Here is a 23,750-nt window from a genome sequence, read left to right on the forward strand (position 1 = left end):
GACGCGGCTCAGTCGAGGACGGCCCGCAGGGTGCGTCGAGCGATCGCGGCCATCACCAGGTTGGTCTCGACGTAGTACGGCAGCGCGTTGATCGCCTGCTCCAGCGCCCATCCGCGTCCGCGCTCCCACGTCGCATCGTCCACGCCGAGCGCCCGCCGGTATGTCTCCCGCGACCCGGCGTCGAACAGGTTCCACGCCGGCATCAGGTCCACCGCCGGGTCGCCCACGTCGACGGCGCCCAGGTCGATGACCGCGGCCAGCCGGCCGTCGCGAACCAGCAGGTTGCCCGGCATCAGGTCGGCGTGGATCCACACGTCGGCCACCTCGTGCCGGGGGATGGCCCGGCAGCGGTCCCACACCTCGGCGAGTCGGGCGGTGTCGGTGAGCTGGACGCTGCTGGCCAGGGCCGACCGCACCCCGCCGTCCTGGTCGGCCAGCGGGCCGCCCCGGCCGGACCCGGACCAGGCCCGGCCGCCGGTGTCGATGGCGTGCAGGGCGGTGACGACGCCGGCCAGGTCCCGGGCGAAGGCGTCCAGGTCGCCGAAGCGGTCGGGGTGGATCGGCTCGCCGGGGATCCAGCGGTACGCCGTCCACGGCCCGGGGTACCCCTCGCCCGGCTCGCCGAGGCCGAGCGGTTCGGGCACCGCGATCGGCAGGTGCCGGCCGAGCAGCCGAGCGTGCTCCTGCTCCCGCAGCAGCTCGGCCCGCAGCTCGGGGTCGGCCCTCGGTTGCAGGGGAAACCGCAGGACGATCTCCGCACCGAGCCGGAAGAGGGCGTTCACCGTGCCGGTCGAGGGGAGCGGACGAACGGGGAGCGCCCGCCACTCGGGAAACTGCTCGGCGACCAGGGCGGCCACCACCTCGGCGCTGACGTCGAGCTGATCGGCGTGCATCTTCACCGCGAGATCATCACGCATCGCCGCGCTGCCCGGCGACCCGTATTTCTCCCGGGTCCGCATCCTTCCTCCGTGGCTTCCCTCGCTCCGACGGCGGATGCAGGCCCATTCATGCGGCCCCTGTCGAGCTGCCCCAGATCTGGACCGCCGTCACACGGACTCGCCCCACGAGTGGGGCAGCTCGACAGGTGCCGTGAGGAACCGGTCGCGCTGGTGCGGTCGGCTCGGGGCAGGGCTCACCAACAGGCTCCCGTGGGGCAGCTCGCTGACGACCAGGCAGGGACGGCCCCGCCTGTCCTCCTCGGCCTCCACCACGACGCCGTGCCGTGGAGCACCGGGCAGGCCGGCGATCGAGGTCGACAGAATCTCGACCAGCTCGGGATGCCGCCCGCATGGGGCGACATCCCGAGCTGGTCGAGCGAGGGCTGCGCGCCCCGCTGGTTGATCAGGCCAGGCCGGCGCGGCGCAGGGCCTCCGCCATCGCGTCGTTGGCCGGTGCCGGCGCACCCTGCCGCTGCTGACCGCCGCGGCCACCCTGACCGCCACCCTGCCCTCCGCGGCCGCCCTGACCGCCGCGGCCGCCCTGACCGCCACCCTGCCCGCCCCGGGAACCCTGTGCGCCGCGACCACCCTGACCGGCAGGACCACCCTGCGGCCCGCGCTGCGCCGGGCCGCCACGCCCCTCCTGGCTCGTCCGGCCACCACCACCTGCGGCTCCCGGCTCGTCCTCCAGGCGCAGGGTCAGCGAGATGCGCTTGCGGGGTACGTCCACGTCGAGCACCCTGACCTTGACCACGTCACCGGACTTCACCACGTCGCGGGGGTCCTTCACGAAGGTCCGGGACAGCGCCGAGACGTGCACGAGACCGTCCTGGTGCACCCCGACGTCGACGAACGCGCCGAACGCGGCCACGTTGGTGACCACCCCTTCGAGCACCATGCCCGGCGTCAGGTCGCCGATCTTCTCCACCCCTTCGACGAAGGTGGCGGTGCGGAACTCCGGGCGCGGGTCCCGGCCCGGCTTCTCCAGCTCGGCGAGGATGTCCGTGACGGTGGGCAGACCGAACCGGTCGTCGACGAAGTCGGTGGCCCGCAGCCCCCGCAGGATGGTGCTCTTACCGATCACCGAGCGCAGGTCCTGACCTGTGCTGGAGAGGATCCGGCGCACCACCGGGTACGCCTCGGGGTGCACGCTGGAGGAATCGAGTGGGTCGTCGCCGTCGGGGATGCGCAGGAAACCGGCGCACTGCTCGAACGCCTTCGGACCGAGCCGCGCCACCTTCTTCAGCTCGGTACGCGACCGGAACGGCCCGTTGGTGTCCCGGTGCAGCACGATGTTCTCGGCCAGCCCGGCGCCGATCCCGGAGACCCGGGTCAGCAGCGGCGCCGAGGCGGTGTTGACGTCCACCCCGACCGCGTTGACGCAGTCCTCCACCACCGCGTCCAGCGACCGGGACAACTTCACCTCGGACAGGTCGTGCTGGTACTGGCCGACCCCGATCGACCGTGGGTCGATCTTGACCAGCTCGGCGAGCGGGTCCTGGAGTCGTCGGGCGATGGAGACCGCGCCGCGCAGCGACACGTCCATCCCGGGCAGCTCCTGCGAGGCGTACGCGGAGGCGGAGTAGACCGACGCGCCGGCCTCGGAGACCATCACCTTGGTCAGGTTGAGCTGCGGGTGCCGCTTGATCAGGTCACCGGCCAGCTTGTCGGTCTCCCGGGAGGCGGTGCCGTTGCCGATCGCGATCAACTCCACCCCGTGTGCCCCGGCGAGCCGGGCGAGGGTCTCGACCGACGCGTCCCACTGCCGGCGTGGCTCGTGCGGATAGATCGTGTCGGTGGCGAGCACCTTGCCGGTGGCGTCCACCACGGCCACCTTCACACCGGTCCGCAGGCCCGGGTCCAGGCCCATCGTGGGCCGGGTGCCGGCCGGCGCGGCCAGCAGCAGGTCGCGCAGGTTGGTCGCGAAGACCCGCACCGCCTCCTCCTCGGCCGCCTGCCACAGCCGCATCCGCAGGTCCGCGCCGAGGTGGATGAGGATCCGGGTACGCCAGGCCCAGCGGACCGTGTCGGTCAACCAGCGGTCGGCCGGGCGACCGGCGTCGGACACCCCGAAACGGCCGGCGATGGCCGCCTCGTACCGGGTCGGGCCGGTCGGCGCGGCGTCGGACTCGCCGGCCTCCTCCGGTTCCATGGTCAGGTCGAGCACGCCCTCCTTCTCGCCCCGGAACATGGCCAGGATCCGGTGCGAGGGCAGCTTCGGGTACGGCTCGGAGAAGTCGAAGTAGTCGGAGAACTTGGCGCCCGTGGTCTCCTGTCCCTCGCGTACCCGGGAAGCCAGGCGGCCTCGCGACCACATCTGCTCGCGCAGCGTGCCGATCAGGTCGGCGTCCTCCGCGAAGGTCTCGATGAGGATCGCCCGCGCGCCCTCCAGCGCGGCGGCGGCGTCGGCGACGCCCTTCTCCTCATCGACGAACCCGGCGGCGGTGGCCCGTGGGTCCTGGGTCGGGTCGGCCAGCAGTGTCTCGGCCAACGGCGCCAACCCGGCCTCGCGGGCGATCTGCGCCCGGGTCCGCCGCTTCGGCTTGTACGGCAGGTAGATGTCCTCCAGCCGGGACTTCGAGTCGGCGGCCATGATCTGCGCTTCCAGGGCCTCGTCGAGCTTGCCCTGACCGCGGATCGACTCCAGCACGGCGGCCCGCCGCTCGTCCAGCTCGCGCAGGTAGCGCAGCCGCTCCTCCAGGGTGCGCAGCTGGGTGTCGTCGAGCAGGCCGGTGGCCTCCTTGCGGTAACGGGCGATGAACGGCACGGTGGCGCCGCCGTCGAGCAGCTCCACGGCCGCCCGCACCTGACGCTCGGCCACGCCGAGCTCGTCGGCGATCCGCTGATGAACAGACTGGGTCACGATCTCGATCCGCCTTCGACTCGATCCGCCTTCAAAGAGCGGGTACCGCCTGCATTCTGCCGGGCGGCCCCCGACGCTGTCGCCGCGCCCGGCCGGGGTGACCGGCGGCGGTGTCAGCGGCCCTGCGCTAGCGTGGCGATCATGGAAACACCTGCGGAGCCGCGCGCCCGGCGGCTCTTCGGCGGCAGCGCCCGGGCCCTCGGCGACCTGACGGCCAACCCGTTCCGCGCCGACCGGGACCGGATCGTCGGCTCGCCGTTCTTCGCCCGCCTCGGCGGTGTCACCCAGGTGATCAGCCCGGTCGGCTCCGGGCTGCTGGTGCACAACCGGCTCACCCACAGCCTCAAGGTGGCCCAGGTGGCCCGGGCGGTCGCCGAGCGGCTGAACGCCGACGAGCGGTGGCGTGACCTGCTGGACAAGCTCGGCGGCTGCGACCCCGACGTGGTGGAGGCCGCGGCGCTCGCCCACGACCTTGGCCACCCGCCGTTCGGGCACCTGGGGGAGCGGGTGCTGGACCGGCTGGCCCGCCAGCGCCTCGGCCTCGCCGACGGGTTCGAGGGCAACGCCCAGTCGTACCGGATCGTCACCAGCACCGAGATCCGCGGCGCGGCCACCACCGGGCTGGACCTGACCGCCGCGGTCCGCGCGGCGATGCTGAAGTACCCGTGGACCCGACTGGACCACCCCGACCCGCACCCGCGCACGATGGACCCGCCGCCGCGCGGGGCCACCCCGCCGCCGGACGACCCGGAGAGCGGCTCGTCGAAGTTCGGCGCGTACCGGACCGAACTCGACGACCTGCGCCAAGCCCGCGAGCCGTTTGCCGGCCGCATCCCGGACTGGCAGCAGACCGTGGAGGCGTCGGTGATGGACACCGCCGACGACATCGCGTACGCCATCCACGACGTGGAGGACTTCTACCGGGTCGGTGTGCTCCAACAGGGGTCGGTGTCCGCCGAGTTGATGGCGTGGCAGCGCGAGAGTGGGCACTTCCGGGCGATCACCGACGCGGCGCTGGCCACCGCGGCCCGGCGTCCCGGGGCGGCGATCGAGCGGTTGCGTCGCCAGCTGCACCGCAAGGACGCCTGGATCGCCGACGACGACGCGTTCGCGGCCGCCGTCGAGCACGTCCGCGAGGAGTTGGTCGACGGCCTGCTGGCGATGCCGTTCGACGGCTCGATCGAGGCCGAGCAGTACGTGGCGCGGTTCTCCGCCCGATGGTCCACCCGCTTCGTCGAGGCGATCACGGTGACCGACCAGCCGTCGGTGCGCTCCGGTCACGTGCTGCTGGGCTGCGCGCAGTGGCACGAGGTGCAGGTGCTCAAGTTCGTCCACCACCGGTTTGTGCTGGCCCGACCGGATCTCGCCCTGCACCAGCGCGGCCAGGCCCGGCTGCTGGGCACCCTGGTCGAGGCGCTCTGGGAGTGGCTGCTCGACCCGGAGGAGGAGTCGCGGCTGCCCCGCCGGCTGCACGACCTGGTCGAGTTGGCCGAGGCGGAACTGCACCCACGGATCCCGGACCGGATCGGTCGCGCCCGGGGGCGGGCCATCGTGGACTTCGTCGCGCAGCTCACCGACGGTCAGGCGGTGGCCATGCTGGATGCGCTCTCCGGCCGGTCCGGCGCGCTCTGGACCGACGCCTTCGTGCTCTGACCCGGCTCAGGCCACTGACTGCCACCAGCCGTCGACGGCGGGCGGCTCGTCGACCACCACCCGCTCGCCGGGGCGGGGCACGGCAAGGCGCACGTCGCGGGCCTTCGCCTCGGCCCACAGCCGGTCGACCGGCTCGGACCAGTCGTGCAGGGCCAGGTTGAACGTCGCCCAGTGCACCGGGACGAACAGCCCGCCACGCAGGTCGAGGTGGGCGTCGACCGCCTCCTCGGGGAACATGTGGATCGTCGGCCACGCCCGGTCGTACGCGCCGATCTGCATCAGCGTCACGTCGAACGGCCCGTGCTCGGCGCCGATCGCCGCGTACCCGTCGAAGTAACCGGAGTCGCCGGTGTAGAAGACCTTGCGGCGTGTCCCGGCCACCACCCACGAACTCCAGAGCGTGCCGTCGCGGCGCAGCCCTCGCCCGGAGAAGTGCTGGGCGGCGGTGGCGGTGATCTCCAGCCCGGCGACCCGGTGGGACTCGGACCAGTCCAGCTCGATGATCCGTTCGGCGGGTACGCCCCAGCGGTCCAGGTGCGCGCCCACGCCGAGCGGCACCAGGAACGGCGCGGACTGCCCGGCCAGCAGCGCCCGCACGGTCGGCATGTCGAGGTGGTCGTAGTGGTCGTGCGAGATCAGGATGGCGTCCAGCGGCGGCAGCTCGTCGAGGCGTACCGGTGGTTCGTGCAGCCGGCGAGGACCGACCAGCCCGGAGGGGGAGCACCGCTCGCTCCACACCGGGTCGAGCAGCACCCGCCGGCCCTCGATCTCGATCAGCGTCGAGGCGTGGCCGTACCAGACGATGTTCAGCTCGTCGGCGGTGTCGACGTCGTGTTGTGCGCTGGAGCGCAGGAGCGGCACGGGTGCGGTCGGGCGCCGCTTCTGCTTGCCGAAGATCAGCTCGCGGAGCAGGTTGCGGCCCGGCTCGGCGACCATCGTGCGGATGCCGGCCTGGTTGTGGAAGGTGCCCTCGCGGAACTGGGGCGAGCGGGCCGCCCGTTCGGCCCGGGCACCGCTGAGCCGGCCGCCGAGCGCCGCCGGCACATCCCGGGCGACCCAGGCCAGCCCGGCCAGCGCCGCCAGCCCGGCGGCGCCCCGCATCCGCCGCCCGAGCGACCGTTCGACGTCCGTGCTCTGCGCTCGTGCCATTGCCGTCCCTCCGACGTGTCCGCCCTACACGGTAGTCACCCGGACCGGCCCGTGCCTCGGCGGTCGCCACGCCGGGTCGGTCGCCGGCAGCGGCGACCGACCCGGGACGTGCTCTAGCCGCCGTTGCTGGGGCGTCGGGCGGTGACCCGGAACGTCCGGCCCACGCCCGCGATCCGGTCCACCGCGGCCAGGAACTTGGGGCCCATGGCGGCCCGGGCCTGGACCGCCGGGTGAGTGGCGCCGAAGTCCTCCGGGTTGGCCTGCCCGTCGGCGAAGAGCGCGTACGTGAGCACTGCCGCACCGGAGCGGTCGAAGATCACGCCGGCCTCGTGCCGGGCGTCGGCGTACCAGCCGGCCTTGGTGGCGATCCGGGCCCGCTCGTCGGAGGACATGGTGCGCCGGATGCCGTCGGTGAACGCGACCGGGGAACGCAGGAGGCCCAACAGGTACGTCGTCGAGGCAGGGGAGAGCAGCGTGCCGCCGACCAGGGCGCGCAGCAGGTCGTGCGTCTCGCGCGGCGTGCTGGTGCCGAGGAAGAACCGGTTCGGGTTGGCCACCGGCTCGACCTGGGTGTTCGGGAAACCCTTGGCGACCAGGATCGAGTTGATCTCGGCAGCCGGGGCGACCAGCCCGCACAGCCGCACCGCCGTGTCGTCCGAGACGGTCAGCAGATTGGCCAGCACGTGCCCGAGGGTCACCATGCTCGGGTACGCGCCGTCCAGGCTGAAGATGCCGTCGCCTCCCGGCACGACGATCGCCGCGCTCACCTCGACCTGCTGGTCCAGGGTGAGCAGCCCCCGGTCGACCTTGTCGAGCACCGCCGTGGCGACCGCGATCTTGTTGACGCTGTACGCCTCGATCCGCCGGTCCGCGTCGGCCTCCACCGCGACCACCGGCGTGCCAGCCGGGTCGGCGACGCTGACGTACGCCTGCCAGTTGCCGCCGGCCTCAACGCTGTGCTTGGCGAAGACGGCGGCCACCCGGCGGGCTGCCCGGGCCGGGGTGGTCGGGGTGACCTCGGTGCTCTCGGCGGCGCTCGCCGAGGAGGCGGCGCCCAGCACCGTGCCGGCGGTGGCCACCGTGCCCAACCCGAGTGCCGTTCTGCGGTTCAGTCGCATTGTCGATCGTCTCCCCCATCGTGGTGCGCCAGAGCGCTTGCTGGCCCACCACCCTAGGCGAGTTGATCGATCCACAATGCCCCCCGACCAGTCCCGAACAGTCCCGAACAGGTCAGCCGAACCGTCGGCGCAGTGCCGCACCGACCGCGCCCGCCGGCCCGGACACGAGTTGCCGCAGGTCGGGCAGGTGACCGCCGCGTACCGCCTCACCGGCTGGGTTCGGGGCGAAAACCGAGCCGTCGTGCGCGGCGACCGGCCGTCCACTGAGGCCGGCCAGGCGCATCAACGGCCCGACGAGGATGTCGTAGACGCCCGGCAGCACGGTGAACCCGACCCGCATCACCACGTTGAGCCGGCCCACGGACACCTCCCGACGGGGACGGTCCACACAGTTCACGATGGCCCGGGCAACCCGATGCGGGCTGGCGACCGGCGGCGGAGGTCGCCCGACCCTGCCCAGGTAGTTGGCCGCCTGCTGGTACACCGGTGTGTCCACGCTGCCCGGGTTGACCAGACACAGCCGGATCTCCGGGCTGTCGCGCAACTCCTGCTGCACCGTGCGGACCAGACCCTGCAACCCCCATTTGCTCGCCACGTACGCGCTCATGTTCGGAGCGGTGATGTGGCCGAGCACCGAGCCGGTGAGGACGACAGTGCCGGCCCCGGTGGCCCGGAAGTGCCGCAGCGCCACCCGCACCGAGCCGGCCGCGCCGAGCAGGTCGGTCCGTACCACCTGGTCGAAGACCCGCCCAGGCAGCTCGTCGAAGCGACCGTAGGCCATCACCGCCGCCGTGTGCACCCAGACGTCGATGCGGCCGAACCGCTCGATCGCCGCGTCGGCGAGCGCATCCAGAGCGCCCGGCTCGGTGACGTCGGTCGGCACGGTCAACACATCGACGTCGGCGCACTCCGCGCGTACCTCGGCCAGGGTCGTGGTGGCGCGAGCGGCGAGGACCAGACGGTCGCCGCGCTCGGCGAACTCCCGGGCTGTCGCCCGGCCGATCCCGCTGCTCGCACCCACGACCACCACGACCCGGCTCACGGCTCGCTCCCCGCACTCACGGTTCGAGCACGACCTTGATGCAGCCGTCCTCCTTCTTCTGGAACATCTCGTACGCCTGCGGCGCCCGGGCCAGCGGCACCCGGTGGGTACGCAGGTCCTCCACACCCAGCGGGTCGTCGTCACCGGAGAGCAACGGCAGGATCTCGTCGGTCCACCGGCGCACGTGGCACTGCCCCATCCGCAGCTGGATGCCCCGATCGAACATCTCCATCAGCGGCATCGGGTCCGCCTCACCGCCGTACACGCCGGACAGCGACACGGTGCCGCCACGGCGAACCGCCTTGAGCGCGGCGTGCAGGACGGACAGCCGGTCCACGCCCACCCGGTCGGTCATCGTCTGGGCCAGCTTGTCCGGCAACAGCCCGGCGGCGGTCTGAGCCAACTTCCCCGCCGGCGAACCGTGCGCCTCCATCCCGACCGCATCGATCACCGCGTCCGGGCCGCGCCCGTCGACCAGGTCGATCAACGCGCCCGGCACGTCGGACAGTTCGCTCACATCGAGCACCTCGATGCCGTGCCGGCGGGCCAGCTCAAGCCGCTCCGGCACCAGGTCCAGCCCGATCACCCGGCCCGCGCCGAGGTGGCGGCCGATCCGCGCGCAGAACTGCCCGACCGGGCCCAGCCCGAAGACGGCCAGGGTGCCGCCCGGCGGGGTGTCCGCGTACTTCACCGCCTGCCAGGCGGTGGGCAGAATGTCGGACAGGTAGAGGTAACGCTCGTCAGCGCCGGTCTGCGGGATCTTGATCGGCCCGAAGTGGGCCTGCGGGACGCGCAGGTACTCGGCCTGCCCGCCCGGCACCGAACCGTAGAGCGAGGTGTAACCGAACAACGCCGCGCCCTTGCCCTCGCCGGTGACCTGGGTGGTCTCGCACTGCGCGTAGAGCTGACGCTGGCACATCCAGCAACTCCCGCAGGAGATGTTGAACGGGATCACCACCCGGTCGCCGGGCTTGAGCCCGGTCACGCCCGACCCGACCTCCTCCACGATCCCCATCGGCTCGTGGCCCAGGACGTCACCCGGCTTCAGGTACGGCCCGAGAACCTCGTACAGGTGCAGGTCAGAGCCGCAGATCGCAGTCGAGGTGATCTTCACGATCGCGTCGGTCGGCTCCTCGATCCGAGGGTCCGGCACCTCCTCGACCCGTACGTCCCGCTTGCCCTGCCAGGTCAGTGCCTTCATGTCCCTCGTCCCTTCTCACGCCGTCTCCGAAGACTGCTACCCGGGCTCGGGCACTTGAACCTGCGGCGCTCTCCGATGTCCGGGTTGTTCTCGGCTCTGCCTGTCGGTGGGTGGGTGTGGTCGGGGCTGAGGGCAACCGTTCTTCCGGCTGGCTGGCTGGCTGGCTGGGCGGCCAGGTGGGTGGTTGCGGTCGGGGCTGGGGGCGACCGTCCCCGGCTCCGGGCGGTCAGGCTTGATCCCTCCGCCGGGAACGGTCGCCCCCAGCCCCGTGGGTGGCCGCTGTCCGTCCGCTCCGTGCGTCGCCCCGAGCCCCGACCGATGGAGGCGCTGTCTGTGGCTCGGTGCGCTGGTCAGTTCGCCCCGGCCGGTGGTTGGTGCTGTCTGTGGCTCGGTGGGCTGGTCAGTTCGCCCCGGCCGGTGGGGCGCTCCGTGCCCCAACCCGTGACTCCGACCCGTGAACTCCGACCCGTGACTCCGACCCGTGAACTCCGACCCGTGACTCCGACCCGTGAACTCCGACCCGTGAACTCCGACCCGTGAACTCCGACCCGTGAACTCCGACCCGTGAGGTGACCGCTGCTTGCGTGCTCCGAGCGCGGTCTGCAGGTTCCGGGAATCACGCCGCGATGTGCCCGGATTGCCCCTTCTGTCGTGCTGCTGTGTGACCTCCGCAGGCCGAGATCGAGTTGATCGACTCGTGTTCCTTGAAGTCGCGGTATCGGAGGCGCTCTGACAGCCCGCCTTCATGAAATCCGAGTGGATCACGCAGTCGCGGCCAGTGCGGCGGCGCGGGTCGGGGCAGCGCGGCGCGGTGTGGGCAGGCAGGCAGGTCAGGCGGGGCGGTGCGGGGCGGTGGGGCGGTGGGGCGGTGCGGGGCGGTGGGGCGGTGCGGCGTGGTGTGGGGCGGTGCGGTGCGGCGTGGCGTGGCGCAGATCGACACGGGTGGGACGGCGAGGCGCGCGACGGCGCGGGACGAGGTTCACGAAGTGTCCGCGATCGGAGCGACCGGCGTACCGCAGCGAAACAGCAACTCACGGACCAACCGTGACCAGGGTCAGGGCTGGGGCGACCGTCCCCGGCGGAGGGATCAAGCCTGACCGCCCGGAGCCGGGGACGGTCGCCCCAGCCCCACCGCAACCAAAAACCGAACGCCGAGCCAAGGACGAACGCCGGACCGCCGTACCCCGAAAACAGCGCAGGGGTACGGCGGTCCGGCGTCGTGCGGTGGCCTCAGGAGCCGGGGGTGTTGCCGGCGCCCTTCGCGGTGGCCGCGAGGTAGTCGCGGTTGAGCCGGCCGATGGTGTTCAGCGGGATGCCCTTCGGGCAGGCCGGGGTGCATTCGCCGGCGTTGGTGCAGCCGCCGAAGCCGGCCTCGTCGTGCGCGTCGACCATGCCGATCACCCGGGTGTACCGCTCCGGCTGGCCCTGCGGCAGCAGTGAGAGCTGGGTGAGCTTGGCGGCGGTGAAGAGCATGCCGGAGCCGTTCGGGCAGGCTGCCACGCACGCGCCGCAGCCGATGCAGGCCGCCGACTCGAAGGCGGCGTCCGCGTTGGCCTTGGCGACCGGGGTGGAGTGCGCCTCGGGCGCGCTGCCGGTTGGTGCGGTGACGTATCCACCGGCCGCGATGATCTTGTCGAGGGCACCCCGGTTGACCACCAGGTCCTTGATGACCGGGAAGGCGCTGGCCCGCCACGGCTCGATGTCGATCGTCTCGCCGTCGGTGAACTGGCGCATGTGCAGCTGGCACGCCGTGGTGCCGCGCTGCGGCCCGTGCGCGTCACCGTTGATCATCAGGCCGCACATGCCGCAGATGCCCTCGCGGCAGTCGTGGTCGAACGCCACCGGGTCCTCGCCGGCGAGGATCAGCCGCTCGTTGAGTACGTCGAGCATCTCCAGGAACGACATGTCCGGGGACACGTCGTCGACCGGGTAGGTCACCATCCGACCCTTGTCCTCAGGGCCCTTCTGGCGCCAGATGCGCAGGGTCAGGTTCACTTGTAACTCCGCTGCGTGGGGTGGACGTATTCGAACTTCAGGTCTTCCTTGTGCAGCACCGAGGGCTCGCCGTCGGCGGTGAACTCCCAGGCCGCCACGTACGCGAACCGGTCGTCGTCGCGCTGCGCCTCACCGTCGGGCGTCTGGTGCTCGGCCCGGAAGTGGCCGCCGCAGGACTCCTCGCGGTGCAGGGCGTCGATGCACATCAGCTCGGCCAGTTCGAAGAAGTCGGCCACCCGGCCGGCCTTCTCCAGCGACTGGTTGAGTTCCTCGCCGGTGCCGGACACCTTGACCCGCTGCCAGAACTGCTCGCGCAGGGAGCGGATCTCGTCGATCGCCTTGCGCAGGCCGGCCTCGCTGCGTTCCATGCCGCAGTGTTCCCACATGATCTGGCCCAGTTCCCGGTGGAACGAGTCCACGGTCCGGTCACCATTGACCGCGAGCAGCCGCTGGACGCGGTCCTCGACGTCGGTGCGGGCCTCGACCGCCGCCGGGTGGCTGGCGTCGACCTTCTCCAGCGGGCCGGAGGCCAGGTAGTTGGCGATGGTGGTGGGCAGCACGAAGTAACCGTCGGCGAGGCCCTGCATCAGCGCCGAGGCGCCGAGGCGGTTCGCGCCGTGGTCGGAGAAGTTGGCCTCACCGATCACGAACAGGCCGGGGATGTTCGACTGGAGGTCGTAGTCGACCCACAGGCCGCCCATCGTGTAGTGCACGGCGGGGTAGATCCGCATCGGCACCTCGTACGGGTCCTCGCCGGTGATCCGCTCGTACATCTCGAAGAGGTTGCCGTACTTGGCCTCGATGGCCTTGCGGCCCAGCCGGTTGATCGCGTCGGCGAAGTCGAGGTAGACGCCGAGCTTGGTCGGGCCGACGCCCCGGCCCTCGTCGCAGACGTTCTTCGCGGCGCGGGAGGCGATGTCGCGGGGGACCAGGTTGCCGAAGGAGGGGTAGATCCGCTCCAGGTAGTAGTCCCGTTCGGCCTCGGGGATGTCCCGGGGGTTGCGGTCGTCGCCCTTGGCCTTCGGCACCCAGACCCGGCCGTCGTTGCGCAGCGACTCGCTCATCAGGGTCAGCTTCGACTGGTGGTCGCCGGAGACCGGGATGCAGGTCGGGTGGATCTGCGTGTAGCAGGGGTTGGCGAAGTACGCGCCCTTGCGGTGTGCCCGCCAGGTGGCGGTGACGTTGCAGCCCTTGGCGTTGGTGGAGAGGTAGAAGACGTTGCCGTAGCCGCCGGAGGCGAGCACCACGGCGTCGGCCATCTCGGTGCTGATCTCGCCGGTGACCATGTCCCGGACGACGATGCCGCGGGCCTTGCCGTCGACGAGGACCAGCTCCAGCATCTCGTGCCGGGTGTTCATCTCGACGTTGCCCAGGCCGATCTGCCGTTCGAGCGCCTGGTACGCGCCGAGCAGCAGCTGCTGACCCGTCTGGCCCCGGGCGTAGAAGGTGCGCTGCACCTGGGCGCCGCCGAAGGAACGGGTGTCCAGCAGGCCGCCGTACTCGCGGGCGAACGGCACGCCCTGGGCGACGCACTGGTCGATGATGTTGACGGACACCTCGGCGAGCCGGTGCACGTTCGACTCGCGGGAGCGGAAGTCGCCGCCCTTGACGGTGTCGTAGAACAGCCGGTGTACGGAGTCGCCGTCGTTGCGGTAGTTCTTCGCCGCGTTGATGCCGCCCTGCGCCGCGATGGAGTGCGCCCGGCGCGGGCTGTCCTGGTAGCAGTAGGACTTGACGTGGTAGCCCTGCTCGGCCAGGGTCGCCGCGGCCGAGCCGCCGGCCAGCCCGGTGCCGACCACGATCACCGTCATCTTGCGGCGGTTGGCGGGGTTGACCAGCTTGGCCTCGAAGCGCCGGGTCTCCCAGCGCTTCTCGACCGGGCCGGCGGGAGCCTTGGTGTCGGCGATCGGGTCGCCCTCGGTGAAGAGTTCCATGTCAGGACACCAATCCGGTGAGTACGGCGAACGGGACCACCAGGTACCCGGCGCAGAGCAGCACGGCGAAGACCAGAGCTGCGGTACGCGCCCGACGCTCGCCGCGCGGCGTCTGCTGGCCGAGGCTGCGGAACGCGCTGAACGCGCCGTGGCGCAGGTGGAAGCCCACCGCGACGATGGCGAGCGTGTAGAAGAGCGTGACGTACCAGCGCTCGGGCGCGAAGTCGGCGACGACGTTGCCGTACGGCTTGCTGGCGTCGCCAACCGGGTTCAGCGTGCCGGTGGTCAGGTCCAGGATGTGGTAGATCACGAAGAGCAGGATGATCACTCCACCCCAGCGCATCGTGCGGGCCGCGTAGCTGCCGTTGACCTTTTTGCGGTGGGCGTACTTGACCGGGCGGGCGGCGCGGGCACGCATGGCCAGCACGGTGGCGGCGACGATGTGGGCGACGACCGCGACCACCAGCACGGTGCGCAGGATCCAGAGGAACCAGACGCCGGGCAGCAGCGGCTTGCCGATGTCGCGCAGCCAGTGCGCGTAGTGGTCGAACGAGGTTTCCCCCGTGAACACCTTGAGGTTCCCGAGCATGTGGGCGATCAGGAACAGCGCCAGCAGGATGCCCGTCACCGCCATGACGGCCTTGAGGCCGACGTTCGAGCGGATGGGCGACCGAGTTTTCGTCATTACCACGCAACCGACGCTAGGAGCACTTCGATCAGTCGTCCAATGCATCAAACTCGTAGTGTTGATAGCCGTAGGCTATGTAGATGCAGCTCCATCAGCTTCGGTACTTCGTCGCGGTGGCCGAAGTACGACATTTCACCCAAGCCGCCGATCTCGTAGGCATCACTCAGCCTTCTCTCAGTAAGCAAATTCACGCTCTGGAGACCGACCTCGGGGCGCCGTTGTTCGAGCGGGTACGGGGCAACATCGCCCTCACCGCCGCCGGTGAGGTGCTGCTGCCGTTGGCCACCCGGATCCTCGCCGACGTGGACACCGCCACCCGCGAGGTACAGGAGCTGGTGGGGCTGCGCCGCGGTCGGGTCCGGCTCGGCGCCACCCCGAGCCTGGCCACCTCGCTCGCCCCGCCGGTGCTGCGCCGGTTTCGCGACGCGCACCCCACCGTCGACCTCAAGGTCGAGGAGGGTGGCTCCCAGGATCTGGTGCGCGACCTGCTCCGCGGCGACCTCGATCTGGCCCTCATCATCATGCCGGCCCAGGGTGCTGACCCCGGGCTGCGAGTCGATCCGATCCTGCGCGAGAGCCTGGTGGTGGCCTCGGTGGGGGAGGTGCCGACCGCGTCGCTGACCGGGGAGCTGCGGATCACCGACCTGCGGGACCAGCCGATGGTCATGTTCCGGGAGGGCTACGACCTGCGGGACGCGACCATCCAGGCCTGCCGGGAGGCGGGCTTCGAACCGAGCTTCGCGGTGGACGGCGGCGAGATGGACGCCGTCCTCAGCTTCGTCGAGGCGGGGCTGGGCATCGCGCTGGTGCCGGGCATCGTGCTGGCCCGCCGCCCCGGCGTGCGGATCACCCCCCTCGCCCCGCCCGGGGTGCGGCGGACCATCGCGGTGGCCCGCCGCCGCGACATCGTGCCCACCCACGCGGGGCGGGAGTTGCGGCGGATCCTGCTCGACTACATCCAGGCGGCGATCGACCGGGGTGAGCTGCCGCCCGGCGTGGAGCCCCTGACCTGACCGGCCCGCCCGGGTCCGAGCAGCCCGGCCGGGCCAGAGCGGCCCAGCCGGCCTGAGAACGGCCCGGTCGGGTCAGCGGCCTTCGGCGTCGTCCATCGCCCGGTAGATCCGTTGCTCCGAGACGGGGTACGGGGTGCCCAGCGCCTGGGCGAAGACGTTCACCCGCAACTCCTCGATCATCCAGCGGATCTGCCGGACGGCGGCCTCCTGCCGGCGGGCCGGCGGAAGGGCGGCGAGCAGGTCCGCGTACTCCTTCTGCACCGCCGCGATCCGGTCCTGCTGCTGGCGGTCCCGCTGCGGGTTGCCACCGAGGCGGTCCAGCCGACGTTCGATGCCGGTGAGGTAGCGCAGCAGGTCGGGCAGGCGCGCGTACCCGGTCTCGGTGATGAACCCGGCGTGCACCAGCCCGGCGAGCTGGCCGCGGATGTCCGCCAACGCCGCCACCACGGCGAGGTTCCTCGTCGCGCCGAGGCGCTGCTCGACCGCGTACGCGGCGGCGAGGACCTTGCGGACCCGGTCCATCACCTCGACCACGGTGTCGACCAGGTCGGCGCGGACCTTCTCGCGCAGGGCCGCGAACCCGTCGGCGTCCCACGCCGGCCCGCCCGCCGCGCCGATCAGCCGGTCGATGGCCGCGCCCGCCGCGTCCTCGATCAGCTCCTGCACGCCGCCGTGCGGGTTGCGGCTCAGCGCCAGCTTCGCCTCGTTGTTCAGCCGCCCCTGGAGGAACCGCGCCGGGGACGGCACGGTGAGCCGCAGCAGCCGGCGGGTGCCGGCCCAGTGCGACGCCTCCGCCTCGGCGGGGGAGTCGAACACCTTCACCCCGACCGTGGCGCCCTCGTCGACCAGCGCCGGGTACGCGGTCACCGCGTAGCCGGCGCGGACCTGCTCGATGCTGCGGGGCAGGGTGCCGATGCTCCACTCGCGCAGCCCGGTCCGGGCCACCTCCGGCGCGGCGGCGGCCACCACCTGGCGTACCTCCTGGCGCAGTTGACGTTGCAGAGCCGGCAGGTCCTTGCCCTCGGCGACCGGCTTCTCGTCGGCGTCGAGCACCCGGAAGGTGACCCGCAGGTGGGCGGGGAGCTTGCCCGGCTCCCAGGCGTCGCGGGGGACGGTCACGCCGGTCATCCGCCGCAGTTGGCGGGTGAGCGCGTCCAGCAACGGCTCCTCGCCCGGGGTGATGGCCGCGAGGGCGGCGCGGGCATAGTCCGGGACCGGGACGAAGTTGCGGCGCACCGCCTTGGGCAGCGTACGGATCAGCGCGATCACCGTCTCCTCGCGCAGCCCCGGCACCTGCCAGTCGAAGCTCTCCGCCGGCACCTGGTTGAGCAGCGGCAGCGGGATGTCGACGGTGACGCCGTCGGTAGGTGTGCCCGGCTCGAACCGGTAGGTCAGCGGCAGCGTCACCCCCTGGGTCTGCCACTCGTCCGGGTAGTCGTCCTCGTCCACCCCCGGCCGCCCGTCGTTGACCAGTAGGTCACGGGTGAAGGTGAGCAGGTCGGGTTGCTCCCGGCGGGTCTTCTTCCACCAGCTGTCGAAGTGCCGCCCGGAGGACACGTCGGCCGGGATCCGCTGGTCGTAGAAGCCGAAGATGGTCTCGTCGTCGACCAGGATGTCCCGGCGACGGGCCCGGCTCTCCAACTCCTCGATGTCGGCGAGCAGCCGCTTGTTGTCCGCCCAGAACTGGTGGTGGGTCTGCCAGTCACCCTCGACGAGGGCGTGCCGGATGAACAGCTCCCGGCTCAGCGTCGGGTCGATCCGCCCAAAGTTGACCTTGCGCGAGCTGACCAGCGGGACGCCGTACAGGGTGACCTTCTCGTAGGCCATCACCGCGGCCTGCTTCTTCTCCCAGTGCGGCTCGCTGTAGCTGCGCTTGACCAGGTGCTGCGCCAGCGGCTCGACCCACTCCGGCTCGACCCGGCCGGCGATGCGGCCCCACAGCCGGGACGTCTCCACCAACTCGGCGGCCATCACCCAGCGCGGCGGTTTCTTGAACAGCGCCGAGCCGGGGAAGAGCGCGAACTTCGCTCCCCGCGCCCCCAGGTACTCGTGCTTCTGGGCGTCCTTGAGGCCGATGTGCGACAGCAGGCCGGGCAGCAGCGACTGGTGCACCTTCGGGGTGTCGATCTCCTCCGGCAGGTCGGCACCCGCGCGGCCCGCACCCCGGCCGGCGTCCGCGCCGTCGGCGGTGTCGCGCGCCGGTCGCCCACCGCGCCGGTCACCCTCGGACGGGGTACGCAGCACCTGACGCAGTTGGCTGACGATGTCCTGCCACTCGCGGATCCGCAGGTAGTTCAGGTACTCCGCCTTGCACATCCGGCGGAACGCGCTGGAGGACAACTCCCGCTGCTGCTCGCGCAGGTAGCGCCACAGGTTGAGGTAGGCGACGAAGTCGGACTCCTTGTCGGCGAACCGGGCGTGCGCCTGGTCGGCCTGGGCCTGCTTCTCCGCCGGCCGCTCGCGCGGGTCCTGGATGGAGAGCGCGGCGGCGATCACCAACACCTCGGTGGCGCAACCGTTGCGTTCGCCCTCGACCACCATCCGGGCCAGGCGCGGGTCGACAGGCAACTGGGCCAGGCGCCGGCCCAGCGCGGTGAGCCGCTTCGCCGGGTCCGCCTCGGTCGGGTCCAACGCGCCCAGCTCGTGCAGCAGGTTGACGCCGTCGGTGATGTTGCGCTTGTCCGGCGGGTCGATGAACGGGAACGCGGCGAGGTCGCCGAGCCCGATCGCCGTCATCTGGAGGATGACCGACGCCAGGTTGGTGCGCAGGATCTCCGGGTCGGTGAACTCGGGGCGGGATCCGAAGTCCTGCTCGTCGTAGAGGCGGATGCAGATGCCGTCCGAGGTGCGGCCGCAGCGGCCCTTGCGCTGGTTGGCCGACGCCTGGGAGACCGGCTCGATCGGCAGCCGCTGCACCTTCAGGCGACTGGAGTAGCGGGAGATGCGGGCGGTGCCCGGATCCACCACGTACTTGATGCCGGGCACGGTCAGCGAGGTCTCCGCGACGTTGGTGGCGAGCACCACCCGGCGTGAGCTGTGCGCGGCGAAGACGCGGTGCTGCTCGGCGGAGGAGAGCCGGGCGTACAGCGGCAGGATCTCGGTGCCGAGCAGCGTGCGCTTCTTCTGCACCAGCTTGCCCAGCGCGTCGGCGGTGTCCCGGATCTCCCGTTCACCGCTGAGGAAGACCAGGATGTCGCCGGGGCCCTCGGCGGCCAGCTCCTCGACGGCGTCGCCGATCGCCTGGATCTGGTCGCGGACGTTCTCCTCGTCGCCGTCGCCGTCCTCCTCGCCCTCGGCGAGTTCGACGAGCGGCCGGTAGCGCACCTCCACCGGATAGGTACGCCCGGAGACCTCGACCACAGGGGCGGGCACGCCGTCGGGCTCGTCGGCCGTGGGTGGCCCGGCGAAGTGCCGGGCGAACCGATCGGTCTCGATGGTCGCCGAGGTGATGATCACCTTGAGGTCGGGTCGGCGGGGCAGCAGCTCCCGCAGGTACCCGAGGATGAAGTCGATGTTGAGGCTGCGCTCGTGCGCCTCATCGATGATCAACGTGTCGTACTGGCGCAGCATCCGGTCGGTCTGCAACTCGGCGAGCAGGATGCCGTCGGTCATCAGCTTGACCAGGCTGCGCTCGCTGACCTGGTCGGTGAAACGCACCTTGTAGCCGACCACGTCACCCAGCTCGGTGCCCAGCTCGTCGGCGATCCGGTCGGCCACCGTGCGGGCGGCCAACCGTCGGGGCTGGGTGTGCCCGATCAGGCCGTGCACCCCGCGCCCCAGCTCCAGGCAGATCTTGGGGATCTGGGTGGTCTTGCCGGAGCCGGTCTCGCCCGCCACGATCACCACCTGGTGATCACGGATGGCGTTGGCGATGTCGTCCTTGCGTTCGCTGACCGGCAACCCCGCCGGGTACGTGATCACGGGCACCGCCGCCCGGCGGTTGGCGAGCCGTTGCTCGGCCCGGACCAGGTCGGCGGTGATCTCGGCCAGCGCCGCCTCCCGGCGCTGCGGGTCGCGCAGCTTGCGGGCACCGTCCAGCCGCCGCTGGAGCCGGCGCTGGTCGCGGAACATCAGAGGGGTCAGGCGGCTGTGCAGCTCGCGAACCGGGTCGGTCGCGACGGAGGCGGTTGGATTCTGCATGTCGTGCCCAAGGATAGGCAGCCCGGCGGCGTACCGCCCCTGGGTTACCGCGCGGCCGGTCCGTCGACGTCCGCGGGCGGCACCTAGAGTGGGCGCTCGACGTCGAGCGCTGGGGGGCCGAGATGGAGCTGCGGGACACCGACCGTGCGTTGGTGCAGGCCGCCACCGCGGTCGCCAAGCTGCGCTGCCGCAGCCAGCACCACACGGTCGCGTCGGCCGCCCGGACCGCCGACGGGCGGGTCTTCACGGGCGTGAACGTCCAGCACGCCACCGGAGGGTGCTGCGCCGAACTGGTCGTGATCGGCACGGCCGCCACGCAGGGCGTCACCGACCTGGAGACGATCGTCATCGTCGCCGACCGGGGTCGCGACGTCAGCGAGCCGTGCGGCGATTGTCGGCAGGTGCTGGCCGACTACTTTCCGGCGCTGCGCGTGATCACCGGAGAGCTGGACGCGCTGCGGGTGGTCGAGATCGGTTCGCTGCCCGGCTGAGTCAGTCGCCCGCCGCCGCCTCCAGCATCGACCGGGGGATCGGCACGCCCTCGAACCGCACGTTGCCTTCCGGCACCATCCAGCTCATCACCCGCACCTCCAGTCGTCCGGCCCGCACGGCCGGGTCGTTGGCGTAGAGGTCACGCGCCTCGTCCGGGGCGATGGAGAGCACGACGAAGCCCCGCAGCCGGTCGTCGTCGGCGTCCAGGAACGGCCCGGTCGCGAGCACCAGCCCCTGCTCCACGAGCCCCGCCTGGTGAGCCAGGTGCGCGTCCTGCAACCGGTCGATCGCGTCCTGCGGCAGCTCCGGCGGGTGCGACGGTCGGGCCAGGAGGACGACCGTGTGCTGGTCGAATCGCATGCCCACACCCTAGGTGTGTAGCCGCCGTCGCGCGGGCGTCTGCCCTGGTCAGCCTGCCGCGGATCGATGAGCGCCAGTTAGGCGACCCTCAGCAGGTCGGTTAAGGTAAGGCGTACCTAAGCGTGAACGTGCAGGAGACTCGTGACCATCCTCGCCACCCGGGCGGCCCCGGCTCGTAGCCGGTCCGGCACCCGCACCGGCCGTCGGGTGGCCGTCACCGTCGGGTCCGCGTTGGTGCTACTGCTCGCCGTCCTGGCCAGCTTCGCGCTCGGCAGCCGGCAACTCGGCATCGACCAGGTCTGGCACGCTCTCGTCGCACCGGATGGCGGCGACGCCAGCACCATCGTCCGTGAGCTGCGGATGCCCCGCACCGCGCTCGGCCTCACCGTCGGGCTCGCCCTCGCGGTGGCTGGCGTGTTGTTCCAGGCGCTCACCCGCAACCCCCTCGCCGAGCCCCGCATCCTCGGCATCAGCGCCGGCGCGTCGTTCGGCGTGGTGCTCGCTATCTCCGTCTTCGGCATCAGCACGCTCGCCGGGTACGTCTGGTTCGGCATCGCCGGAGCCCTCATCGCCGGGCTGCTGGTCTTCGCCATCGCCACCCGGGCCCGCGAGGGCGCCAGCCCGGTCACCCTCGCGCTGGTCGGCGCGGCCCTCGACGCCAGCCTGGCCTCCGGGGTGTACGCGCTGCTCAGCATCGACGCCCGCACCTTCGAGGAGTACCGGTTCTGGGTGGTCGGCGGCCTGGCCGGCCGGGACCTCTCGGTCGCCGCGCAGGTGCTGCCCTTCGTCCTCGCCGGGCTGGTGCTTGCCACCCTGGTCGCCCGAGGTCTGGACGCGTTGGCCCTCGGCGACGACGTGGCACGCGGCCTCGGCCACCGAATCGGCCTGGTCCGCCTCGGTGGTGGCCTGGCCGCCGTGCTGCTGACCGGTGCCGCGGTGGCCGCCGCCGGACCTGTCGCGTTCGTCGGGCTGGCCGTTCCGCACCTGGCCCGTGCCCTGGTCGGCGCGGACCACCGCTGGACCCTCGCCGTCTCCGCCCTGCTCGGGCCGGCGCTGCTGCTGGCCGCCGACATCGTCGGCCGGGTCGTCGCCCCGCCCGGCGAGATCCCGGCCGGGATCGTCACCGCGCTGATCGGCGCGCCACTGCTGGCCGTGCTGGTCCGCCGCGCCCGGGTGGTGACCGCGTGACCACCACCCAGCGCCCCGCAGGTTCGCCCGCCCCGACCGGCCTGTCACCCACCGCGTCACCCGCTGGCGGTTCTGCCCGGCTGCCCGGTCGGTCGCTGCTGCGGATCGGCCCGGTCAGCCTGGTCATCCGCCGCCGCGCGGTGCTGGTGGCCGCCGTGCTGACCGTGCTGCTCCTGCTGGCCGTCGTGCTCAGCCTCTCGCTGGGCACCCCGTACGTCGCCCCGGCCGACGTGCTGCGCGCCCTCTCCGGCGCCGGCACCCCGTACGACCTCGTGGTCTTTGATCTTCGGTTGCCGCGGGTCGTGCTGGCGGCGACGGCCGGCGCCGCCTTCGGCATCGCCGGCACCCTGATCCAAAGCGTGGCCCGCAACCCGCTCGCCAGCCCGGACGTCATCGGCATCACCCAGGGCGCCGGTCTCGCCGCGACGGTGGCCCTGACCAGCGGCATGGCCGCCGTGCTGGTGGCACCCACCGCGCTGGTGGGCGGGCTGCTCGCGGCGGTGCTGCTGTTCGCCCTCGGCGCCCGGCACGGGCTGGCCGCGCAGCGGTTCGTGCTCGCCGGTGTGGCGGTCGCCTTCGGCTTCCGGGCGCTGACCGAGGTGGTCATGCTCACCGCCGACCCGATCGACGGCCTCCGCGCGCAGATCTGGCTGATCGGCACCCTGGCCGGCAGGGGCTGGACCGAGGCGGCCTGGATCGCCGGCACCCTGCTGGTGCTGCTGCCGGTGCTGGCCTGGGCCGGCTGGGCGCTGAACAGCACCGCCCTGGACGACGACACCGCCCGCGGCGTCGGGCTGCGCCCGGTGGCCCGCCGGATCGGCCTGGCCGGCACCGGCGTCCTCGTCGCCGCGATGGTCACCGCCCAGGTCGGCGCCGTCGACTTCGTCGCGCTGGTCGCGCCCCAGGTGGCCCGTCGACTGGTACGCGCCGAACGGCCACCGCTGGTCTGCGCCGCGCTGCTCGGCGCGCTGCTGCTGGTGCTGGCGGACCTGGCCGGCCGACGCCTGCTCGCACCCACCCAACTGCCCGCCGGTGTGCTGACCGCCGCCATCGGCGGCCCGTACCTGATCTTCCTGCTGCTGCGCGGACGGCGGCGGTCGTCGTGACGCCTCAAGGAGTCGTGTGATGCTCTCCACCCGCGACCTGGTCGCCGGCTACGACGAGCGGACCGTGCTCGACGGGCTCGACCTGGACCTGCCCACCGACGCGTTCACCGTGATCGTCGGCCCGAACGCGTGCGGCAAGTCCACCCTGCTGCGCACCATGGCCCGGCTGCTCACCCCGCGCCGGGGCACGGTGCTGCTGGACGGCACCGCGATCCGTGAGCTGCCGACCCGGGAGGTGGCCCGCCGCCTCGGCGTCCTGCCGCAGAGCCCGCTGGTGCCCGAGGGCGTCACCGTCGCGGACCTGGTCGGGCGGGGCCGGCAGCCCTACCAGCGTTGGTGGCGGCAGTGGTCGCCGGAGGACGGCGCGGCCGTCGACCAGGCGATGACCCTGGCCGACGTGACCGACCTGGCCGACCGGCCCGTGGACAGCCTCTCCGGTGGTCAGCGGCAGCGGGTGTGGATCGCCATGACGCTCGCCCAGGACACCGACGCCCTGCTGCTGGACGAGCCGACCACCTTCCTCGACCTGGCCCACCAGGTGGAGGTGCTGGACCTCCTGCACCGGCTGCGCGTCGAGCGGGGCCGCACCGTGGTCGCCGTGCTGCACGACCTGAACCAGGCCGCCCGCTACGCCGACCACCTGGTCGCGATGCGCGCCGGTGCCGTGGTGGCCGCCGGGCCGCCCCGGGAGATCCTCACCGCCGACCTGGTCCGCGACGTCTTCGGGCTGGCCTGCGTGGTCGTGCCCTGCCCGGTGACCGGTGCGCCGCTGGTGGTGCCCGCGTACACCGGCGGCAACTCCGCCGGGCACGCGTCCGCTGGCGGTGGCGTCGCGTCCGCGTCCGCTGGCGGTTCCGTCGGGTCCGCGTC

General features: G+C 72.2%; 16 protein-coding genes and 1 pseudogene. 6 read left to right on the plus strand and 11 right to left on the minus strand.

What is annotated here, in order from left to right:
- Positions 1-8: 8 nt before the first annotated feature.
- Positions 9-959, minus strand: coding sequence for an aminoglycoside phosphotransferase family protein (locus HNR22_RS29285; RefSeq protein WP_246381019.1), 951 nt, complete (start codon positions 957-959; stop codon positions 9-11).
- A 382-nt stretch (positions 960-1,341) separates the two neighbouring features.
- Positions 1,342-3,801 (minus strand): Tex-like N-terminal domain-containing protein, encoded by a 2,460-nt coding sequence (locus HNR22_RS29290; RefSeq protein ID WP_179783087.1) that lies wholly within the window; start codon positions 3,799-3,801, stop codon positions 1,342-1,344.
- Positions 3,802-3,942: 141 nt separating this feature from the next.
- Here HNR22_RS29290 and HNR22_RS29295 point away from each other — a divergent pair, with 141 nt between their 5' ends.
- Positions 3,943-5,454 carry a deoxyguanosinetriphosphate triphosphohydrolase family protein gene (locus HNR22_RS29295; RefSeq protein ID WP_088951603.1) on the plus strand — a complete coding sequence of 504 codons (1,512 nt, stop codon included), beginning with the start codon at positions 3,943-3,945 and terminating at the stop codon, positions 5,452-5,454.
- Positions 5,455-5,460: 6 nt separating this feature from the next.
- On the opposite strand, the gene HNR22_RS29300 is transcribed toward HNR22_RS29295, so the two are convergent.
- From HNR22_RS29300 to HNR22_RS29330, 7 genes are all read right to left on the minus strand, one after another.
- Positions 5,461-6,603 carry an MBL fold metallo-hydrolase gene (locus tag HNR22_RS29300; RefSeq protein ID WP_179783088.1) on the minus strand — a complete coding sequence of 381 codons (1,143 nt, stop codon included), beginning with the start codon at positions 6,601-6,603 and terminating at the stop codon, positions 5,461-5,463.
- Between the two features lie 113 nt (positions 6,604-6,716).
- Positions 6,717-7,721: a serine hydrolase gene (locus tag HNR22_RS29305; protein ID WP_179783089.1), complete on the minus strand. Its 1,005-nt coding sequence runs from the start codon at positions 7,719-7,721 to the stop codon at positions 6,717-6,719.
- A gap of 112 nt (positions 7,722-7,833) precedes the next feature.
- Entirely contained in the window at positions 7,834-8,763 is a 930-nt protein-coding gene (locus HNR22_RS29310; RefSeq protein ID WP_179783090.1) for an SDR family NAD(P)-dependent oxidoreductase, read from the minus strand.
- Positions 8,764-8,779: 16 nt separating this feature from the next.
- A complete protein-coding gene (locus HNR22_RS29315; protein WP_179783091.1) occupies positions 8,780-9,964 on the minus strand; it encodes a zinc-dependent alcohol dehydrogenase in 1,185 nt (394 codons plus the stop codon).
- A 1,230-nt stretch (positions 9,965-11,194) separates the two neighbouring features.
- Positions 11,195-11,959: a succinate dehydrogenase/fumarate reductase iron-sulfur subunit gene (locus tag HNR22_RS29320; RefSeq protein ID WP_179783092.1), complete on the minus strand. Its 765-nt coding sequence runs from the start codon at positions 11,957-11,959 to the stop codon at positions 11,195-11,197.
- Positions 11,956-13,893, minus strand: a complete 1,938-nt coding sequence (locus HNR22_RS29325) for a fumarate reductase/succinate dehydrogenase flavoprotein subunit (RefSeq protein WP_179783093.1) — start codon at positions 13,891-13,893, stop codon at positions 11,956-11,958. The genes HNR22_RS29320 and HNR22_RS29325 overlap by 4 nt, the downstream gene beginning before the upstream one ends.
- A 1-nt stretch (position 13,894) precedes the next feature.
- Positions 13,895-14,578 carry a succinate dehydrogenase cytochrome b subunit gene (locus tag HNR22_RS29330; RefSeq protein ID WP_088947262.1) on the minus strand — a complete coding sequence of 228 codons (684 nt, stop codon included), beginning with the start codon at positions 14,576-14,578 and terminating at the stop codon, positions 13,895-13,897.
- An 83-nt stretch (positions 14,579-14,661) separates the two neighbouring features.
- Between HNR22_RS29330 and HNR22_RS29335 the strand changes: the two genes are divergently transcribed.
- Entirely contained in the window at positions 14,662-15,594 is a 933-nt protein-coding gene (locus HNR22_RS29335) for a LysR family transcriptional regulator (RefSeq protein ID WP_179783094.1), read from the plus strand.
- Positions 15,595-15,666: 72 nt separating this feature from the next.
- Here the strand turns inward: HNR22_RS29335 and hrpA are convergent, their stop codons facing one another.
- Positions 15,667-19,734 (minus strand): ATP-dependent RNA helicase HrpA, encoded by a 4,068-nt coding sequence (gene hrpA, locus HNR22_RS29340; protein WP_179783095.1) that lies wholly within the window; start codon positions 19,732-19,734, stop codon positions 15,667-15,669.
- Positions 19,735-19,856: 122 nt separating this feature from the next.
- Between hrpA and HNR22_RS29345 the strand changes: the two genes are divergently transcribed.
- On the plus strand, positions 19,857-20,225 hold the full coding sequence (locus HNR22_RS29345) for a cytidine deaminase family protein (RefSeq protein ID WP_179783096.1): 369 nt from the start codon (positions 19,857-19,859) through the stop codon (positions 20,223-20,225).
- A gap of 1 nt (position 20,226) precedes the next feature.
- Here the strand turns inward: HNR22_RS29345 and HNR22_RS29350 are convergent, their stop codons facing one another.
- Positions 20,227-20,586: a YciI family protein gene (locus HNR22_RS29350; RefSeq protein WP_179783097.1), complete on the minus strand. Its 360-nt coding sequence runs from the start codon at positions 20,584-20,586 to the stop codon at positions 20,227-20,229.
- Between the two features lie 141 nt (positions 20,587-20,727).
- Between HNR22_RS29350 and HNR22_RS29355 the strand changes: the two genes are divergently transcribed.
- The 3 genes and pseudogenes from HNR22_RS29355 to HNR22_RS29365 all read left to right on the plus strand — a co-directional run.
- Complete coding sequence (locus HNR22_RS29355) at positions 20,728-21,774, plus strand: iron chelate uptake ABC transporter family permease subunit (RefSeq protein WP_179783098.1); 1,047 nt, start codon at positions 20,728-20,730, stop codon at positions 21,772-21,774.
- Positions 21,771-22,880, plus strand: coding sequence for a FecCD family ABC transporter permease (locus HNR22_RS29360; RefSeq protein WP_343060012.1), 1,110 nt, complete (start codon positions 21,771-21,773; stop codon positions 22,878-22,880). The genes HNR22_RS29355 and HNR22_RS29360 overlap by 4 nt, the downstream gene beginning before the upstream one ends.
- A 19-nt stretch (positions 22,881-22,899) precedes the next feature.
- A pseudogene (locus tag HNR22_RS29365) lies at positions 22,900-23,670 on the plus strand (ABC transporter ATP-binding protein); the annotation flags it as partial.
- Positions 23,671-23,750: the final 80 nt, after the last annotated feature.

The organism is Micromonospora jinlongensis (assembly GCF_013410645.1).
Taxonomy (GTDB): Bacteria; Actinomycetota; Actinomycetes; order Mycobacteriales; family Micromonosporaceae; genus Micromonospora; species Micromonospora zamorensis.

What these genes read in the sequence shown, in the direction of transcription:
- HNR22_RS29315 (WP_179783091.1), bottom strand. Translation starts at nt 9,964, where the DNA reads ATGAAGGCACTGACCTGGCAGGGCAAGCGGGACGTACGGGTCGAGGAG.
- HNR22_RS29300 (WP_179783088.1), bottom strand. Translation starts at nt 6,603, where the DNA reads ATGGCACGAGCGCAGAGCACGGACGTCGAACGGTCGCTCGGGCGGCGG.
- HNR22_RS29345 (WP_179783096.1), top strand. Translation starts at nt 19,857, where the DNA reads ATGGAGCTGCGGGACACCGACCGTGCGTTGGTGCAGGCCGCCACCGCG.
- HNR22_RS29285 (WP_246381019.1), bottom strand. Translation starts at nt 959, where the DNA reads ATGCGGACCCGGGAGAAATACGGGTCGCCGGGCAGCGCGGCGATGCGT.
- HNR22_RS29295 (WP_088951603.1), top strand. Translation starts at nt 3,943, where the DNA reads ATGGAAACACCTGCGGAGCCGCGCGCCCGGCGGCTCTTCGGCGGCAGC.
- HNR22_RS29335 (WP_179783094.1), top strand. Translation starts at nt 14,662, where the DNA reads ATGCAGCTCCATCAGCTTCGGTACTTCGTCGCGGTGGCCGAAGTACGA.
- HNR22_RS29325 (WP_179783093.1), bottom strand. Translation starts at nt 13,893, where the DNA reads ATGGAACTCTTCACCGAGGGCGACCCGATCGCCGACACCAAGGCTCCC.
- HNR22_RS29305 (WP_179783089.1), bottom strand. Translation starts at nt 7,721, where the DNA reads ATGCGACTGAACCGCAGAACGGCACTCGGGTTGGGCACGGTGGCCACC.
- HNR22_RS29350 (WP_179783097.1), bottom strand. Translation starts at nt 20,586, where the DNA reads ATGCGATTCGACCAGCACACGGTCGTCCTCCTGGCCCGACCGTCGCAC.
- hrpA (WP_179783095.1), bottom strand. Translation starts at nt 19,734, where the DNA reads ATGCAGAATCCAACCGCCTCCGTCGCGACCGACCCGGTTCGCGAGCTG.
- HNR22_RS29330 (WP_088947262.1), bottom strand. Translation starts at nt 14,578, where the DNA reads ATGACGAAAACTCGGTCGCCCATCCGCTCGAACGTCGGCCTCAAGGCC.